Source organism: Hadarchaeum sp. (SeqCode) (assembly GCF_049969415.1).
In the GTDB taxonomy this organism is placed as follows: Archaea; Hadarchaeota; Hadarchaeia; order Hadarchaeales; family Hadarchaeaceae; genus Hadarchaeum.
This window is the reverse complement of the sequence record NZ_JBMFOX010000010.1, coordinates 21596-39442: the sequence shown is the minus strand read 5'-3', so window position 1 is coordinate 39442 and position 17847 is coordinate 21596. Positions and strand designations below refer to the sequence as shown.

At 55.2% G+C, this 17847-nt stretch carries 18 protein-coding genes and 1 tRNA gene; 7 read left to right on the top strand and 12 right to left on the bottom strand.

Annotated elements, in window-relative coordinates; translation table 11 throughout:
• The 3 genes from ACP5PX_RS03840 to ACP5PX_RS03830 all read right to left on the bottom strand — a co-directional run.
• The coding region (locus tag ACP5PX_RS03840; protein ID WP_428084136.1) for a ribonucleoside triphosphate reductase at positions 1–1599 on the bottom strand (1599 nt) is incomplete at its 3' end.
• 136 nt (positions 1600–1735) lie between these two features.
• Positions 1736–2137 (bottom strand): arsenate reductase ArsC, encoded by a 402-nt coding sequence (locus tag ACP5PX_RS03835; protein WP_428084134.1) that lies wholly within the window; start codon positions 2135–2137, stop codon positions 1736–1738.
• Complete coding sequence (locus ACP5PX_RS03830; protein ID WP_428084132.1) at positions 2134–3162, bottom strand: PhoU domain-containing protein; 1029 nt, start codon at positions 3160–3162, stop codon at positions 2134–2136. Before ACP5PX_RS03830 ends, ACP5PX_RS03835 begins: the two co-directional genes overlap by 4 nt.
• A gap of 122 nt (positions 3163–3284) precedes the next feature.
• Here ACP5PX_RS03830 and ACP5PX_RS03825 point away from each other — a divergent pair, with 122 nt between their 5' ends.
• From ACP5PX_RS03825 to phoU, 5 genes are read left to right on the top strand one after another with little or no spacing between them, the layout of a single operon-like run.
• A complete protein-coding gene (locus ACP5PX_RS03825) occupies positions 3285–4148 on the top strand; it encodes a phosphate ABC transporter substrate-binding protein (protein ID WP_428084130.1) in 864 nt (287 codons plus the stop codon).
• 42 nt (positions 4149–4190) lie between these two features.
• Entirely contained in the window at positions 4191–5057 is an 867-nt protein-coding gene (gene pstC, locus ACP5PX_RS03820) for a phosphate ABC transporter permease subunit PstC (protein WP_428084128.1), read from the top strand.
• Positions 5054–5908, top strand: a complete 855-nt coding sequence (gene pstA, locus ACP5PX_RS03815) for a phosphate ABC transporter permease PstA (protein ID WP_428084126.1) — start codon at positions 5054–5056, stop codon at positions 5906–5908. Before pstC ends, pstA begins: the two co-directional genes overlap by 4 nt.
• Position 5909: 1 nt before the next feature.
• Positions 5910–6665: a phosphate ABC transporter ATP-binding protein PstB gene (gene pstB, locus ACP5PX_RS03810; RefSeq protein ID WP_428084124.1), complete on the top strand. Its 756-nt coding sequence runs from the start codon at positions 5910–5912 to the stop codon at positions 6663–6665.
• Complete coding sequence (gene phoU, locus ACP5PX_RS03805) at positions 6662–7327, top strand: phosphate signaling complex protein PhoU (protein ID WP_428084122.1); 666 nt, start codon at positions 6662–6664, stop codon at positions 7325–7327. Before pstB ends, phoU begins: the two co-directional genes overlap by 4 nt.
• 2 nt (positions 7328–7329) lie before the next feature.
• Here the strand turns inward: phoU and pyrG are convergent, their stop codons facing one another.
• Genes pyrG through ACP5PX_RS03780 form a run of 5 tightly spaced genes read right to left on the bottom strand, consistent with a single transcriptional unit; the run spans position 7330 to position 13237 of the window.
• A complete protein-coding gene (gene pyrG / locus ACP5PX_RS03800; protein ID WP_428084120.1) occupies positions 7330–8955 on the bottom strand; it encodes a glutamine hydrolyzing CTP synthase in 1626 nt (541 codons plus the stop codon).
• Between the two features lies 1 nt (position 8956).
• A complete protein-coding gene (locus ACP5PX_RS03795; RefSeq protein ID WP_428084118.1) occupies positions 8957–9859 on the bottom strand; it encodes a dihydroorotate dehydrogenase in 903 nt (300 codons plus the stop codon).
• Entirely contained in the window at positions 9853–10704 is an 852-nt protein-coding gene (locus tag ACP5PX_RS03790) for a dihydroorotate dehydrogenase electron transfer subunit (protein WP_428084116.1), read from the bottom strand. The genes ACP5PX_RS03795 and ACP5PX_RS03790 overlap by 7 nt, the downstream gene beginning before the upstream one ends.
• Before the next feature lie 41 nt (positions 10705–10745).
• Positions 10746–12116 carry an orotate phosphoribosyltransferase gene (gene pyrE, locus ACP5PX_RS03785; RefSeq protein WP_428084114.1) on the bottom strand — a complete coding sequence of 457 codons (1371 nt, stop codon included), beginning with the start codon at positions 12114–12116 and terminating at the stop codon, positions 10746–10748.
• 56 nt (positions 12117–12172) lie between these two features.
• Positions 12173–13237 carry a phenylacetate--CoA ligase family protein gene (locus ACP5PX_RS03780; RefSeq protein WP_428084112.1) on the bottom strand — a complete coding sequence of 355 codons (1065 nt, stop codon included), beginning with the start codon at positions 13235–13237 and terminating at the stop codon, positions 12173–12175.
• Positions 13238–13331: 94 nt separating this feature from the next.
• Between ACP5PX_RS03780 and ACP5PX_RS03775 the strand changes: the two genes are divergently transcribed.
• On the top strand, positions 13332–14264 hold the full coding sequence (locus tag ACP5PX_RS03775) for a radical SAM protein (protein ID WP_428084110.1): 933 nt from the start codon (positions 13332–13334) through the stop codon (positions 14262–14264).
• Positions 14265–14293: 29 nt separating this feature from the next.
• Positions 14294–15664, top strand: a complete 1371-nt coding sequence (trsS, locus tag ACP5PX_RS03770; RefSeq protein WP_428084108.1) for a radical SAM (seleno)protein TrsS — start codon at positions 14294–14296, stop codon at positions 15662–15664.
• Between the two features lie 81 nt (positions 15665–15745).
• On the opposite strand, the gene ACP5PX_RS03765 is transcribed toward trsS, so the two are convergent.
• From ACP5PX_RS03765 to ACP5PX_RS03750, 4 genes are all read right to left on the bottom strand, one after another.
• Entirely contained in the window at positions 15746–16057 is a 312-nt protein-coding gene (locus ACP5PX_RS03765) for a hypothetical protein (RefSeq protein WP_428084107.1), read from the bottom strand.
• Positions 16058–16066: 9 nt separating this feature from the next.
• The gene (locus ACP5PX_RS03760) at positions 16067–16522 is read right to left on the bottom strand and encodes a DUF4258 domain-containing protein (protein WP_428084105.1); all 456 of its coding nucleotides are present in this window, start codon (positions 16520–16522) and stop codon (positions 16067–16069) included.
• Positions 16523–16527: 5 nt separating this feature from the next.
• On the bottom strand, positions 16528–17634 hold the full coding sequence (locus ACP5PX_RS03755) for a uroporphyrinogen decarboxylase family protein (protein WP_428084103.1): 1107 nt from the start codon (positions 17632–17634) through the stop codon (positions 16528–16530).
• Positions 17635–17704: 70 nt separating this feature from the next.
• Positions 17705–17812, bottom strand: a tRNA-Arg gene (locus ACP5PX_RS03750).
• Positions 17813–17847: the final 35 nt, after the last annotated feature.

The window sequence follows — 17847 nt, the reverse complement described above, 5'->3', positions numbered from 1 at the left end:
GGTCCCCTCCGCGGGCGTGGCCTCAAGGTTGTAGAGGTGGCCCGTCTCCTCTTGGAACTCGACGAGGCGCTGCCGCATGTGCTTCAGGACCTTGATCGCGAACTCCTTGCCCTGCTCCGTGGTGATGTCATGGTCGAACAGGTTCAGCAGGGCCTCGTTCATCCCCACCAGACCAATCGTGGAGAAGTGCTGGTTCAGGTTGCCCAGATAGCGCTTGGTGAAGGGCAGCAGCCCGTTGTTCATGTTTTTCTCCACAATTTCCCTCTTTATCTCAAGAGAGCGCTTGGCCAGCTCCATGATCTGGTCGAGTCGCTCAAAGAACTCGTCTTCGTTCTTGGAGAGGTATCCCAGCCGCGGCATGTTTATCGTGACCACACCCATCGAACCGGTTGAGTCCCCGGCGCCGAAGAGGCCTCCGGACATCTTGTTCCTGAGTTCCCTCAGGTCAAGCCTCAGCCGGCAACACATGCTGCGGACATCGCTGGGCCTGAGATCGGAGTTGACGAAGTTCTGGAAATAGGGCTGCCCGTACTTCGCCGTGGCCTCGAAGAGGATGTCGGAGAGGGTGCTATCCCAGTCAAAATCCTTGGTAATCGAGTAGGTGGGGATGGGGAAGGTGAAGGGTCGCCCGCTCATGTCCCCTTCGGAAAGAACCTCGATGAAGGCCCGGTTGATCATCTCGATCTCCTCGGTGAAGTCCCCGTAGGCCCGGTCCAGCGGTTTACCGCCGACGATGGCCGGCTTGTCGGCGAGGTCCGGTGGAACGTTGAGGTCAAGCGTCACGTTCGTGAAGGGACACTGTCCGCCGAAGCGGGAAGTGACGTTCAGGTTAAAGACGAACTCCTGGATGGCCTGCTTCACTTCCTTGTAGTCCATCCCGTCCGCCCAGACGAAGGGCGCCAGCAGCGTGTCGATCGAGTTGAAGGCCATAGCTCCGGCCCACTCGTTGGACAAGGTGCCCATGAAGTTGACCATCTGCAGCAGCGCCGTGGTCAGGTGTTTGGGTGGGTTGGAGCCAATCCGGTTGGGAACCCCGTTGAAGCCCTCAGCCAAAAGCTGCTGCAACGACCAACCGGCGCAGTAGCCACAGATGCCACGCCCGAGGTCGTGGATGTGGAAATCTCCGTTGCTGTGGGCATCGGCCACCTCCAGCGGGTAAAGCTTGGAGAGCGTGTAGTTGGCGATCACCGTCGTGGAGATGTGCTGCTCCAGGCCGCTGAGCGAGAAGTCGATGTTGGCGTTTTCCCTGACCCGCCAGTCCATGTGCCCGATGTAGCTGTCCACGATGCGCTCGACCTCTAGCGAAGTCGAGCGAAGCTTTCTCAGCTCCTCCTGGTGCTTGCGGTAGAGGATGTAGGCCTTGGCCGTGCGCGCATGGCCGCGCTCGATTAGGATCTTCTCGACGATGTTGCCGATCTCCTCCGTAGAGACGATATCTCCCTTGCACTGGGCCTGGATGGTGGCGATGACCTCGTTCGCCAGCCGCTTGGCCAGCTCCCGATCGCGACCGCCGACCGCCTGGGCCGATCGGAAAATGGACTCGACTATCTTCTCCGGGTTGAAATCCTCTATGGTCCCGTCCCTCTTTCTAACCTTCAAAATCTCACTTCCTCCTCCAACTTAACTGGAAAATTTTTCCGAGCAGATGTTCCTCTCTGCCCTAGTTGACCTAAAACAATTGGGTGCATCAATTATTTTTACTCTGCTGATTAAAAAGATTTTTGCTTTGGAAATTTTAGCCCACTTGCCCCTCCAACTCGCTGACCAATCGCTCGACCTTTTTCCGAATCAAGTCCCTGATCTCCCGGAACTTCTCAATCGATTTGCCCGCAGGGTCCTCAATTCCCCAGTCCTCGGTCGGCACCAAACTGGCCGGACACAGTTCCCCTGAAATGCAGCCCATGGTTATCACCCGCTCAGCGTCTGCCAGCATTTCCATCGTCAGCATCTTGGGCTTGGCTGCGCTGATGTCGATGCCAACCTCCTTCATCACCGCCACCGCCAAGGGATTCACCGCGGCCGCCGGCTTGGTTCCGGCGCTTTCGGCCCTAAATTTCTTCGCCAGCCTGTTGAAAAAAGCCTCGGCCATCTGACTCCGGGCCGAGTTCTCCACGCAGACGAAAATCACTTTTCTCATGATAAGGTCTCCGTGACGGTTAGGTTCAAAACTATTTCGGCTATATCGCTGCTGTACTCGGCTATTCTGCGCAGGCTTTCCAGCATCAACCGGACATTTATCAGGTCCTCACGGGGGATTTCAAGCGTAAGTTTCGCCACCTTCTCCTCCAATATTTTGGCCTTTTCCTTTTCCACGATTATCTCTTCGGCAAGGTCATAGTCCTCATTAAATAAGGCCAGTACGGATTTTTCTAGCATCGTATTGGCAAGACTGCTCATGTTCAAAATTCCTTTCAAAACCTCCCTTTCCAGCGGCTTGTTTATCCGCAGGACCTTCTCCGCGATTAAGGCCGCGTGATCCGCGATCCTTTCCACACTTTTAACTATCAGCCTGTAGCCGAGACAGTCTCTGGCATTTCGCAGTCCTATTTCCCTTATCGACCTAGGGTCCTGCACCGCTAGCTTTATCTGTCTGATCACGTACATGCTAAACCGATCCACCTCATTGTCAAGTCTGATTACCTCTGCAGCCGTCTCCCGGTCCAACTTCTCCAGGGCCGATATGGAGTCCTTCTGCATCGAGGAGGCGATCAAAAACATTCGCCTCAGAGCATCCTTCACAGAAAGTTCTGGATAGCTCAGCAAAATCTGGATGGTCATCTCCCCTGGTGAATCCGCGATCAGCTCCGCGCCGACCAGCTTTTCCCGGACATAAATTTTAATAACCTCCCGCTGTTGTGGTGTGATCTTGCCCTCGGACGACAGATGGATGACCTGATAGCCGACCAGATATAGGGACACGACCTTTCTCGCCAGCTTATAGGGGTCATCGCTCTGAGAAATCTTAATTATGGCCTTGGCGGCTTTCTTCTCCTCCTTGACCCTTAGAGGAAATATCTGGAGTGTGGAATCTTCAAGCCGCTTTACGACCAGTCCGTCGCCGGGTTTTATCTTATTCTCCTCAACCCAGTGTTTGGGCAGAGAAACGATGTAGGTGGACCCACCTGTTTTCTGCACCTTTCTAACCTCGCCCTGTTCTTCCACGCGAACACCAATTATTTTCTTACTAACTTAAATATATATTTTTACGATTAATACAAATAAATATATAGAATATTGGTAAAAACAATAAAAATGTCGTTTTCTATATAAAAAATGATGAGAAAATGAAATCGAAGACAATAGTGTATTTGGGCCTGCTGATTGTGGCCGTAATTGCCGCTTCAGCCATTATACTTCAAGGGACCAAGAGTCAGCTGTCGCCAACTCAGGGAACCGCTGCCCAAACCCAGACGACCAGATCGATAAAAGTCAAGGGCTCAACAACTGTCCTGCCCATAGCTCAAGCTGCCGCTGAAGCTTGGATGGACGCCCACCCCAATGATAAAATAACGGTTGAGGGCGGTGGGTCAGGAGTTGGCATCGCGGCGTTGATTGACGGAACCTGCGACATCGCGAACTCTTCGAGAACCCTGAAGGATGAAGAAAAAAGTGCGGGTTTAGTTGAACATCGGATTGCCTTGGATGCTGTTTGCGTGATCGTCAACTCAACGAACCCAGTAAATGAGCTGACCTTGGAACAGCTGAAGGCGATATTCAAGGGCGACATAACCAACTGGAGTGAGGTGGGAGGACCCAACTTGGAAATAGTGGTCTACACCAGGGAATCCACATCCGGCACCTACGAAACCTTTGAAACCAAAGTAATGAAGCCTGAAAACATCACCCTGCGGGCACTGACCAAGACCTCCAACGGGGAAATGGCTCAAGCCATCTCAGGAAATCCCAACGGCATCGGTTATGTGGGCATAGGCTACTTGGCTGACGCTTCCGGCATCAAGGCGCTAAAGATAAACGGGATTGAGCCCTCTGTCTCCACGGTCCAAAGCGGTGCCTACCCGATTTCCCGCTACCTCTTCATGATAACCAAGGGACAGCCGGAGGGACTGGCCAAAGAATTCATAGACTTCGTCACAGGCCCAAGCGGACAGAAAATAGTTGAGGAACATGGATTCGTTAAACTTCCCTAGGCCGCTAAAGTGCGGCCTTTTCCTTTTTTGAGGCTGATGAACATGAAAAAAATCAAGTTCTCAGGAAAAATCTTCACCGCCGCGTTCGCCTTTGTCTCCATCCTCTCCGTATTCTTCATCTTTATCTTCATATTCAGCCAAGGGCTGCCGCTCTTCGTCAACATCGGATTGTCCGACTTCCTTTTCAACACCATCTGGCGACCGACCGCTCTGCCGCCGTCATTCGGCATCGTTCCGCTAGTCCTAGGTTCTCTACTAGTCACGGCTTTAGCCCTCGCCATCTCAGTCCCGCTCGGCGTTCTCGGTGCAATTTACCTCGCAGAAATCTCCGGGACCAGAATCAGGGAATTGCTCAAACCCACTATAGAAATCCTCTCCGGAATACCGTCAATAGTTTACGGGCTTTTCGGGCTGTTGGTCCTAGTCCCCCTGATTCAGAGGACTTTCAACCTGCCTACGGGAGAAACTGCGCTAACCGGAGGGATAATACTGGCAATAATGGTGCTGCCGACGATCCTCAGCATCGCCGAGGACGCGATGAGTTCGGTGCCCCAGGATTACAAGGAGGCTTCGCTGGCCTTAGGGGCAACCAAATGGAGAACCATCAGGAGCGTGACGATACCCGCGGCGGCCTCGGGAATTGCTGCAGGCATTATCCTCGGCTTCGGCAGGGCCATTGGCGAAACTATCGCGGTAATGATGGTAACCGGCGGCTCGCCGATAATTCCCACCTCGATCTTTTCTCCAGTTAGGACGCTGACCCAGACCATCGCTGCCGAGATGGGCGAAGCCGTCTTCGGCGGAATCCACTACAACGCGCTTTTCGCCATCGGCATAGCTCTGTTCCTCTTGACCCTTGTCCTGAATTCAGTCGCGATAAGGCTCATTAAAAATGGGGGCAGTAGATGAAGGCAAAATTCTGCCAAGCGCTAGGCATCTGGTCCAGCAGAATTGCGATATTGATTATCTTGGCGGTCATGGGATACCTGCTGCTCCACATAATTTTAAACGGTGCTGGGATCATAAGCTGGGAGTTCCTGACCCAGCCGCCGACCTCAGGGATGACGGCGGGAGGAATTTTTCCGGCCATCGTCGGCACCCTTCTTTTGGTGTCGCTGGCAATAGTGTTTTCACTGCCCCTTGGACTGATGTCCGCCATCTATCTTGTGGAATACTCAACCGGCGAGAGTAAATTCGTCAAGCTGGTCAATTCCGCGATATACAACCTCAACGGTGTCCCCTCGATAGTCTTCGGTCTCTTTGGGCTGGCCTTTTTTGTTAAATTTCTTGGTTTCGGCACCTCGCTGCTTTCAGCGTCGCTCACGTTGTCCGTCATGATCCTGCCCACCGTGATCGTGACCTCGGTGGAGGCCCTGAAAAGTATCCCCGATTCCTTCCGAGAAGCCAGCATGGCACTGGGGGCCACCAAATGGGAGACGATACTAAAGGTCGTGCTACCGGCCGGTTTTCCTGGAATCATCACCGGTGCCATCCTCGGCGTGGGCAGGGCCGCCGGAGAGACGGCGCCGATACTCTTCACCGGGGCGGTGTTCTACACGCGGGGTCTACCGACTTCGATTTTTGACCCGGTCATGGCCCTACCTTACCATCTTTTTGTGCTTGCCACTGAGCACCCCAACATCTCAAAGGTAACTCCCATCCAATACGGCACGGCCCTAGTCCTGCTTTTGCTAGTATTGTCAATCTCACTAATCGCCGCCATCATCCGTTATCGATATCGGGCCCGGAGGAAGTGGTAGGATGAAAATCAAGATAGAGACCAAAAATTTAAACGTCTGGTACGGCAACAACCAAGTCATCAAGAACTTCTCAATAAAGATACCTGAGAAAAAAATTACGGCGATAATCGGCCCATCGGGTTGCGGTAAGTCCACTTTCATCAAAACCCTTAACCGGATGGTGGAGTTAACCCCGGGGGCGAGGGTCGGTGGAGAGGTTCTCGTCGACGGCAAAAACATCTATCGTCCGGATGTGGACGTGACCGAAATCAGGTGGAAAATGGGTATGGTCTTCCAGAAACCCAACCCATTTCCGAAGTCCATCTACGAAAATGTGGCCTACGGGCCAAAAGTTCACCACCTTGTCAAAAAGGAAGACCTGAACAGAGTGGTTGAGGTAAACCTGAAAAGGGCGGCTCTGTGGGACGAGGTCAAGGACAGGCTAAAGATGTCCGCCTTTGAGCTGTCGGGTGGCCAGCAGCAGCGCCTTTGCATAGCTCGGGCCCTAGCGGTGAATCCCGAGGTCATCTTGATGGACGAACCCTGCTCGGCTCTGGACCCCATCGCAACGACGAAAATTGAGGACCTGCTCTTTGACCTGAAGAAAAATTACACCATCGTTATCGTGACCCATAACCTCCAACAGGCGGCGCGGGTCTCCGACTTCACCGCCTTCATGTACTTGGGAACGCTGGTTGAGTATGGTAAAACGGAGGAGATGTTTGAGCGGCCTAGAAATAAGCAGACGCAGGATTATATTATGGGGAGATTTGGATGAAAGAACCAAAGGTGAGGAAGAAACTATCCGAAGAGCTTGAGGAACTGAAGTCGCTGATGATGGAAATGAGCTCATTCGCCACCGCCGCTGTAGAAAAGGCGGTGAAGAGCTTAGAAAAACAAGATGTCAGTTTGGCAAACAGGGTGATACGGGAGGACGATAAAATCGACGAGCTCGAGCTCGAGATTGAAAACAAGTGTATGCATATGATAGCCCTGCAGCAGCCCATGGCCAAGGACCTTCGCGTCATCGGCTCCTGCCTGAAGATAATTACTGACTTGGAGCGGGTTGGCGACCGTGCCGCCGACATCGCCCAAATCACCAAACAGCTCGCAGGAAGACCGCTGCTCAAACCGCTTGTTGACATCCCGAGGATGGCGGAACTTGCCATCGCCATGATCAAGGACAGCGTAAGGGCGTTCAAGGAGGAGAATTCACCGCTGGCCTGGGGGCTGGGCGAAAGGGACGATGAGGTGGACAGACTGGCCCAGCAAGTTAACCGGGAGTTATTTTCATTTGTTGTCGAAGATCCCAAGAAAATATCCGACGCCTTCCGCCTGATGCTCGTGGCCTCATTCCTCGAGAGAATCGCCGACCACGCCACCAACATCGCCGAAAGGGTAATCTACATGGACAGGGGCGAAAGGGTGAAAATAAACTGAAATTACCCCGCCGTCTTTCCTTTCACGGCGAGCTTCGCTCTTTCCAAAGCGGCCTTCACGAAAGCGTCAAAAACTGGCGCCGGTTTGCCGGGCCTTGACTTGAACTCCGGATGGAACTGCGTGGCGAGGAAGAACTTATGGCCGGGCAGTTCAAGGATTTCCATTCTCCTTCCGTCAACCGATTTTCCAGAAAATCTCAGCCCTTTTTTTGTGAGCCTTTCAATGTACCTAGGATTGACCTCGTAGCGGTGCCGGTGCCGTTCGCTTATCCTCTCCTTGCCGTAGATTCTGAAGGCCAGCGATCCTTTAGCTATGCGGACCTCCTGAGCCCCCAGTCTCATCGTCCCGCCCATCTCCGACACCTTCTTCTGTTCCGGCAACAGGTCGATCACAGGATATGGCGTCCTAGGATCTATCTCGGTGCTGTTGGCGCTTTTCAACCCAGCGCTCCGGGCAAACTCAACCACCGCCAGCTGAAATCCGAAACAAAGGCCGAGAAAGGGAATCGATTGTTCCCGTGCATATTTTATCGCCGCAATCTTGCCCTCGCTTCCCCTCTGCCCGAAGCCGCCCGGGACCAGAATCCCATCATAGCCACGAAGCCTGTCCAGATCCTCATCCATCCTCAATCCCTCGGCATCTATCCAGTCTATTTCAACCTTGCAATCGTTGACACCCGCCGCGTGCTTCAGGGCCTCGTTGATGCTCAAGTAGGTGTCGGGGAACCTGATGTACTTACCCACCATGGCAATCCTGATGATCTTGGTCGCTTGGTCCATCTGCTCGACGATACTTTTCCACCGGGAAATGTTCTTGCCCCGGTCCTCCAAACAAAGCCTTTCAATCAGAAGGTCTCCCAACCCCTCCTCGTCGAGCAAGAGGGGCAATCGGTAAACATTCTCGATATCGTGGGCGCTGATGACCGCCCGCTCGGGGACGTTGCAGAAGAGGGAAATCTTCCGCTTCGCATTTTCGCTGAGCGGAATCCTGCTCCGGCAGATAAGGATGTCGGGGGATATCCCGGCGGCGAGCAGCTGTTTGACACTGTGCTGGGTGGGCTTAGTCTTCTGCTCACCGACGACGTCCAAAATTGGGACTAGGGTGAGATGGACGAAGGCCACGTCCTCGCGCTTCTCCTCCAGGGAAAGCTGCCTCATGGCCTCGATGAAGGGCATGCTCTCGATATCACCAACGGTGCCGCCGACCTCGACCAAGCAGATCTCGGCGTTGCTCTCGGAGGCAACCTGGCGAACCCGGCTTTTGATGAGATCGGTGACGTGCGGGATGATCTGAACCGTTTGTCCCAAGTAGTCCCCTTTACGCTCCCTCCTGATCACCTCGCCGTAGATCTGGCCGGTGGTGATGTTGTGCTTTTTGGTCAAGTTCACGTCAAGAAATCTCTCATAATGTCCCATATCCAGATCTATTTCGCCGCCGTCATCCGTGACGAAGATCTCGCCGTGCTCGAAGGGGTTTATGGTGCCGGCATCGCAGTTCAGGTAGGGGTCGATCTTTATCGCCGTTACCCGGTAGCCACGGGACTGGAGAATTCTGCCGATGGAGGCCGTGGTTATCCCCTTCCCCAAGCCGCTGATGACGCCGCCGATCATGATCACGTACTTCATCATCTCACCCGTGGGCGATCCCGATGACCTCCCTAACACTCCTAAACTTGTGCCGGACCAAATAATCCTTTATTCCCTTCTCTATCTCACGGAAAACTCCAATTCCGCGGACGGCCAGAGCCGAGCCCACCTGAACCGCCTGAGCACCGGCCATGAGGAACTCGAGCGCGGTCCTCCAGTCGCCGACGCCGCCACAGCCTATTATCGGGACGGAGAGCCTCTGGTAGAGCTCGAAGACGCAGCGCAGGGCGATGGGGTGGATGGCGGGCCCGGAGAGGCCGCCGTAGGTGTTGGTGAGCACAGGCCTCTTGGCCTCAACATCGATCGCCATCGCCTTGACGGTGTTGATGGCGACCACGGCATCGGCGCCGGCCTCCTGGGCGGAAACCGCTGAGTCAATCAATTTATCACTGAGCCCCAGCTTGACATAGAGGGGTATCTCCAGTGCTGCTCGCACCGTCTTCACTATCTTGGCGACGGCGAGGGGGTCGGCTCCTATCTCCATCCCGTGCTTATCCACGTGGGGGCAGGAAAGATTCAGCTCTACGGCATCGGCTCCGGCCTCCTGGGCCCGGACACAGATCTCGGCAAAATCCTCGGCGCTCCTGCCGGCGACGCTGACAATCACCGGCACCTTTCCCTCCTTGGCCAAGGGCAGGTCCTCTCGGAGGTAGGCCTCGTAACCGGGGTTGGCCAGACCAACCGCGTTAATCAAACCTCCCTCGACCCCGACGACCACGGGAGTGGAATAACCCTCACGCACCTCCTGCGTCAAGCTCTTCGTTACCACGGCTCCGGCTCCGCCCTCGACGGCGGCACGCTTCAGAAGCGAACCGTTGCAGAGCACACCCGAAGCCAGCATGATGGGATTCCTCAGCCTCAACTTGCCCACCGTGACCTTCAGCATAACCTCACCTGAGCACCTGAAGCCCCTCGCTTCCTCTTTCCAAAGTCAGTTTTCAAGAGAAGGGCGCCGTCAAAGACCGGGCCGTCCGAGCAGACGCGCAGGCCCAAGGGGTCCAAGACGCAGGAACCACAGATCCCGAACCCGCACTTCATGAAACGCTCCAGCGATGCCTGAACCCTGATCCTGAGCTTGACCGCCTGCCTCACCACCTCGTACATCATCATCTCCGGACCGCAGGTCAGCACGGCCTGATAGCTTCTCTTTTTCAGCTCGGTTTTCAAAAGGTCCGTCACCAGCCCCCTATATCCCTCGGAACCGTCCTCGGTCGCCACCGTCGTTCTAATCCCCAGCCCACGCGCTTCGCCAACAAAAAGGAGTTCCTCTTTGTTCCTGGCTCCAACAAGAAAAGTGCATCTGCCCCCAGCACCGGTAATCGACTTGGCGGCATAGATCAGCGGCGCCGCGCCGTAGCCGCCGCCCACCAAGAGGAAGGACCTTCCGCTCAGGGAAAAACCATTGCCGAACGGTCCCCGCAGAAAAATTAACTCGCCCCCATCCAATCGGTGAAACTCCGCCGTGGTCGGGCCTTCGTTTGAGACCGAGATCCTGACATAACCGGCGCCGGCATCGGACACGCTCATCGGGACTTCCTCAAAGCCCGGAAGCCAGATCATGAAGAACTGGCCGGGGCGGGGCGGCTCCATCCCCTTTGATTCCAAGTAAAATGACTTTACCCGCGAGTTTTCCTCGACCGTCCTCTTTATCCTCGCCGGACGAAAGGCGAAACGGCCAAACGATTGATTGCTTGCGGCAATCTCTCCCAGAATTGAAGATTTTTCCCGCAATTTTACCCCTCAAACAGCAGGCGCGACACCAAACCACCGAGCTAGCTCTGGATATTCTTGCTCTCCTGGATGTACTTTATCACCCTCTCATAGTCCTCCCTGCTAATGAATCCCTTCAGATAGAGCTCCTGGATCAGCCGCGACGCCGTCATGAGCGAGATCAGCTTGACCCCCTTCTTGGCCAGATTCTGGGCTCCGCCCTGCTCCCGGTCCACGAGCACCATCGCATACTCCACCCTGCCGCCCCGCTCTTGGATGGCCTCGATGGCCTTCAACAGACTGCCCCCGGTGGTGACGGCATCGTCCACGATCAGTATGGATTCTCCTGGGTTTATCACGCCCTCAATCAAGCTCTTGGTTCCGTGGGTCCTCTCCTCCCTTCTGATGTAGAGAAAAGGTTTATTCAGCTTGTAGGCGACCAAGGCTCCTATCGGCACCCCCGCCGTGGCCACACCCGCGATCCGGTCAAAGGAGATCCCGCGCGACTTCAGCTCGGCGACATAGGCGCTGGTTATCAAATCAAAGAGATCTTGGTGGGAAGGAGTCGCCCTCAGGTCAATGTAGTAAGGGCTCATGAGTCCCGAGGTCAGCTTGAACTCGCCCACCATCACGCAGCGGTGCTTCGCCAGCGCCAGCGCAATTTTCTGGACGTCAATGCCCGTCTCTTTGATCTCCTTCAGGATTTCTCTGGCCCTAACCGCGGGGAATGGATCCTGAACGATGCTCCTCCCGATTATCTCGTAGTCGGCGCCGGCCGCAAGCGCCGAGCCGAAGCTTGCCCCCTGGGTGCCAACGCCGGGGGAAAAGATGATCGTTGAGGGATAGGCATTCTTGGTGCTGGTTATCAGGTGGGGGTAGGTGGCCGGGACGACGAAGCCGTCCACGCCCGCCTTGGCCGCAATCTCCAACAGCTCATTATAGTGTTTGTTAAGGTGCTCGCCGGCTCCGGGATGGCTCATTGCGCAAAGGCCGAGGACCCCTTTGTCCATCTCCTCGGCCAGGCTAACGACCTCGTCAATGCCGCCTTTGATTCCGACCGCGGCGTGGATGATGAGCGCATCAAAACCGACGTCGAAAAGTTGGGCGGCCTCAAGACGGTTGATATGGCCTATGTCAGCCATCTTAGGGTCACAGATGAAGAAGTAGCTCTTTCGGTGGGTGCTGATGATTTCCTCGACCAAGTCCAGCCCGAGACCAAAGATGAGGGGAAGACCGATCTTCACCCCCGAGACCAGACCGTCAAGCTCAGCCAAGAGGTTTTTGATCCTGGCCGCTGTGTTGAGCCTTTCCCTCAACCGCTCCTCGGGATTCTTCAGCGCATAAGGGTTGATAGGAGGGTCAAGTGCGAGCACGATCCTTGAGTCCGTCCTTTTGGTTATGTCCGCTACCAGTTTCACAAACGTTTTGCTCAAAAAGCCCGCCCATAGTTTAGTACGAAACTCATAAAAAGGTTTACGATGGTGAAGAATCACTCCTCGCCGATCCGGAGAATTTTTCTTTTGACTCCTTCCATCCTCAGCATCTCCGCCCCACATCCGCACCTGCCCTTAATCAGGCGCGAAATATCGCCCGACCTATATCTCAGCAGAGGCATGCATCTCCTGTTGAGGGTGGTGAAGACCAGCTCACCCTCCTCGCCCGGCTCCAAGGCCTCGCCTGTTTCCGGGTCCACAACCTCAATAAAAAAATCCGCCTCGTTAATGTGAAGTCCGTCCTGGGCGGGGCACTCGATGGCCACCGCCAGGCCGGTCTCTATCGTCCCATAATGGTCATAGGCCTTGCCGCCCCACACCCGCTCGACCTCCTCCCGGATTGATTCGTCGAAGGGGAAATAGCTGCAGCCACGGCTCAGGATGACCGACCTTATCCCCAGCCGGTCCAGACCACGACCCTCGGCCAGCCCGGTAATCGCGTAGATGTAGGGGTTGGAGCCAATCAACATGGTGGTCCCGTGCTCCACCATTTTATCCACCTGCTCCTCCAGAAGACCATGGCCGGTAACCACCGCCCTGGCGCCACAGATCTCCGCCGCCCGGCTGACCAAGTAATCGCACCCCCATTCAGCTTCCGGGGAAAACATTATCTGCAAAACGTCGCCCTTTCTCAACCCCAATGTCCCAAGGGCGGCGGCTATTGATGCCACGATTCTGTCCAGCTCATCCTTAGTATAAAAAACACGGATCGAGTCCAAGGTCCCTTCGGCGGAAAATCCTCTGAAGATCTGGCTCTGCGGCAGGCAACAGAAGAGATGCGGCTTGCCGATGATGTTCCTCGGCTCCGTGAACGGAATTTTAGAAAAATCCTCGAACGATTTGATATCACCGGGATTCACGTCCGCTTTCGCAAACAGCCTCCGGTAAAAGGGGCTCCTCGCAGCGATGTACTTTACCAGCTCAGAAAGCTTCTGCAGGTGGTACCTCTCGATGTCCTCACGCATTATCTTCCGATTGCCGGTCGGGAAATTTCCAGAAGCAGCGCTTTCTCCCAAACTCTGCTTTATCGCGGAGTGGATCCACTCCTCCAAGAAGTTCATCGTCGGTCCCCAACTTTTGCTTTTATTACTGGGTCCAAACTTTAAAGCCTGCTGGTCCATAATGATAACACAAGACGCTGGGAAAGGTCCGAAAATGAGGCAGAAGGCAGTTTCCATCGACGTGACCAACAGGTGCAACCTCCGCTGCCGGCACTGCTTCTTCTGGAGGGCAAACAACCCGAAGGAGCTGTCAATTGAGGGCTGGGAGGAGGTCCTTCGCAGGCTACCGAAGTTCCTCTACTGCGCCTGGGTGGGTGGGGAACCGCTGCTGCGCCCGGAACTCATCGAGACGGGCAAGGACAGCTTCGTCATTAACGAGGTGGTCACCAACGGCACCGTTCCTATACCGGACTGGAACGATGTTTCCTTTTTCATCAGCATCGATGGCACCAAGCGCTATCATGAACTCATCCGGGGAAAGGGCACCTACGAGCGAGCGCGGGAGAACATCGAGACCACCGGCGCCCGCTATCTGCTGCTGAACATGGTGGTGAACTCCCAGAACTACCGCTCCATAGAAAAATTTGTCTCGGAGTGGAGCAACTCAAGGGTGCTCTGGGTCAAGTTCAGCTTTTACACGCCGTTCATCGGAGGGGAGAACTCCCTCTTTCTGCCCTTCAGCAAGAGGAACGAGGTCATCGACAAAGTTTTGAAGCCTCTGAAGGAAAACTACGGGGATTTCATCTTCATCTCAAACAGCATCTTGGAGTCGATGAAATATCCCAACTGCTTAAAAGTGACTTCGGACTGCCCGGCAACCAAACTCATCCTCAGCTTGGACACGATGGGGAACATCAAGTACCGCAGCTGTGGTGGCACGCGCGCCTGCTACATGGGGGCCGGGGCCATCTGCGAAAAATGCGGCCACATGACTCCCCACTACCTCAGGGCCATCTACGAAGGCAGGGACTGGGAGATCATCCGCAAGTCGTTAAAGCACATGCCCAGAGCCACCGCCCTGAAGGCAATCAGGTCGCTGCTGCCGAAAAGCTACCTGCCCGGGCTGAGTTCCCAAAAAGATACTTAGGTAACCGGAGAAAAACGAGGATGGTCTGAATGTCGGAAGTGATCGGAAAAACCTGGAGCCTTTGCCCGGTCTGCCTGCACAAGCTGCCTGCGGAGAGGATTGTCGAAGGTGACAACGTTTATCTGAGCAAAGAATGCGAGAAACACGGCAAATTCAAGACGCTCATCTGGCGCGGCGCTGACCATTACAAAAAGCTGCTCAAGTTCGAGCCAGGGAGAAAAGGAGCTAAAGTCAGGCAAACGGCGAGCAAAGGTGGTTGTCCCTGGGACTGCGGGCTCTGCCCCGGCCACAAGCAAGACACCTGCCTCGCAGTCATGGAGATCACCAACCGATGCAACCTCAACTGCCGGGCCTGCTTCGCCAGCTCTGGTGGGGGCTATATTTACGAGCCGGGAATCAAAACAATCAAGGAAATGTACGGGATGCTTCTGAAAGGTTCCAAGCCCGTCTGCGTCCAGATCAGCGGCGGCGAGCCCACGGTCCGCGAGGACCTGCCGGAGATAGTTTCACTGGGGAAAAGGATGGGCATAGATTACATCGAGCTGAACACCAACGGAATAAGGCTGGCAGAGGATCCCGAATATCTGCGACTGCTTAAACAGGCCGGTCTGGACGCCCTTTACCTTTCCTTTGATGGGCTCTCGCCCAGTGTCTATCGCAAGATATCCGGCGCGAATTTGCTCAGCTCGAAGAAAAGGGCTGTTGAGAACTGCGCCGAGGCGGGTATCGGCGTCGTCCTCGTTCCGAAAATAATCAAAGACATCAACCTCGATCAGGTCGGCAGAATCATCGCCTTTGCTAAAAAATGGATCCCGACCGTGAAGGGGGTGCACTTCCAGCCGCTCAGTTATTTCGGCCGCTATCCGGATGAACCACGTGACGATGACAGGGTGACCATTCCGGACCTGCTCCACGCCATCGAGGTACAGACGGATGGTGAAGTCAAGGCGGACAACTTCATTCCCACCAGCTGCCCCGACGTGCACTGTGACGCGAGGTGCCTTTCCATCCTGCTCGAGGACGGCAAGCTCCTTTCGTTGACCAGCCTTTCTCAGAGCCCGGGACCCAGCTGCACCGATATCCCCAAGACAATCAGGGAATCCGTCGCCAGCCTCTGGAAGCTGAACCCACCGCAGAGGGGCGCGCCGAGGACTGCGCCTTGTAAATGCAAGGCCGGCAGCTGGATGGAGGTCGTTGAAAGGGCGACGGAGAACTACCTGACCATCTCAACGATGGCCTTCCAGGATGTCTGGAACATCGACCTCGAACGGCTGGAGAAGTGCTGCATTCACGAGGTAACACCGGACCTGCGGCTGATCCCCTTCTGCGCCTTCAACGTCACCTCAATCAGCGGTGAATCCCCGTACCGGCACCAGGTTCTGTCAAAATACGCCAAGTGAACCAATTTTTAGAAAGCCGCTCCACCCGGACCAAGATTTATCAATAATTGTTGGGCGTCAATAAGTAACAAATTTTGGTCTCTATCTTGAAGGATTTTCGCCGAAGTCATTGCAGTAGCTGGAGAATATCTCCGAGGTGTAGGTGGCCAAGTCCCTAGTGTCCTTCTTCGAGGTGGTAAGCCCGACCTGATTAATGGAAAACTCGTTGTCGCACCGGGGGCAGCGGGTGTATTCACAGCCTAGGACGGACTCAGGACAGCCGCGGCAGGCCACCGCCCTCGCGTAGATGAGGCTGAACTCAAACCCGCATTTGGGACATTTCAGGTTCCTGGTGGCCTTCAAAAGCCGCGGACTGCCGCCCAGCTTCTCCAGACAGCCCGACAGCATCACCATCCCCCCGAGTCATGCCCTCTTTTTCTCGAAGAGGCACATGGCCGTGCAAAGCGTCTTGTTGACGATGTTCTCCTCAAAAAAGCCCGCGCCACAGTCCGGACAGACCATGACCGGCGCCTGTCGCGTGATACCTAGGTAGGAAACGTTCATGCTCGCGCGGACGGTGTTTTTATTGCATTTTTCACAGCGCCAAGGCTGAACATCATCGGGTACCGGATCCGTGACCTCCTTCTCTTCCATCCGGTGGGCATAGGCCGTCACGATCTCAAAGACATCGCCTGCCTTGCGGTAGACGACGTAAATCGTGGTCGACCCTATCCGCTTTTTGGCCAGACTCTGATCCTCCTGAATTAACTTTTCCCGCGTCTCCTCACCGTGCTGAACTACTTCCTTCAATTGCTCAACCGGGATGCCCCTTTCCTCGGCCAGTTTCTTTACCTCATCGCTCACTCTTATCTCGACCATGTTCATCACCCCTCATACCTCCCAAAATCCCTCGCCGCCCTTACCATGGCGTGGAGGCTCGAAGCCGGTGAGCCGTGAGGACACTCACAGGCCAGTCCTGAGATGAAGCCGTTGGGGCTGTCCTTCGCGGCTAGGATCTGCTCCTTCGCCATCTCATAGACCTGGGTGGGTGAACCGGAAAAGGCCAGAGTGGTGTCGATGTTGCCCATCAAGGTGGCGCGCCTGCCGTAGAGCTGCTTCAGCTTCTCCAGCGGGAACGGCTTCCTCCCTTCATACCCAATCTGCATGACGGTGAAGGGTGTGAAGATGGTGTCCTTCCACAGCTCCCAGTCCTTGGCATGGTTGCCGCAGTGGTGGTACCATATCTGCGGTCCCGCGCCTATCTTCAGGGCCTTCTTGACCAGCTCCGAGACGTACCTCACGCCGAACTCCTTGACCTGCCTCGGCCCCAGCAGGTCGCTGCCGGCAACCGTCGAACCGGTCACGATCATGGCGCTTCCGTACCTCTCAACTAGGGCCCGGCAGCCGTTGAGCGAGGTCTCCATAAACTTCTGAATCAGCTTGTGGCACAACGGCGGGTTCCTGAGCGTCATCACCAGAAATTTTTCCAGACCTATGAGCTGGGAGGCATTGGCCTCGGGGTGAAAGGCGAAGTAGAGGGGAACGAACCAGTTGGGGTAGTTATCCCGCACATAATCGAAGGCCTCGACAAAGGAAGTGTAGGTGGGGCCCTTTTTGATCTCTTCCTCGCTGACGGCCTCCAGCTTGTCGATGTCCTCAGGCGTCTTTATCGCGTTTTCCTTGACGCGAGGTGGCTGGTTCTCCGGCCACTCGAGCTTGTTCCCCATCTCCTGCTCCCAGACGTGGATGGTCGGCCACCAGTGGGCCACGGGTATCAGGTCAAAGGCCTCATGGGCGGCGATGACGGAGGCGATGCCACGCCTGGGTTCAAGATACCATTCCTTGGCGGACATCCCGGCTAGGCATCCTGCCTCGGACAACAGGATGGGATCCACGTCAATTCTGTCATAAGGTTTGTCCACAAATGGCGCGGCGAACCTCTTGATGGCGTGTTCCACCCACTTGGGATCGGGATCCACGATGTATTTCAAAGCCACACCAATGAAACCAAGTCACGTTCCCTTTTATCTTTTTTGAAGGGCTTGCAGAACAAACGTTGATTGGCGGGCCCGGTGGGATTTGAACCCACGATATGCAGCTTTCCTCGCCGGGATAGAAGGCTTGCGGGTGTCCTCACTTGCCGCCTTATCCTAGCTAGGCCACGGGCCCGAGTAAACTATCACATCACGATTTAATATTTGTGC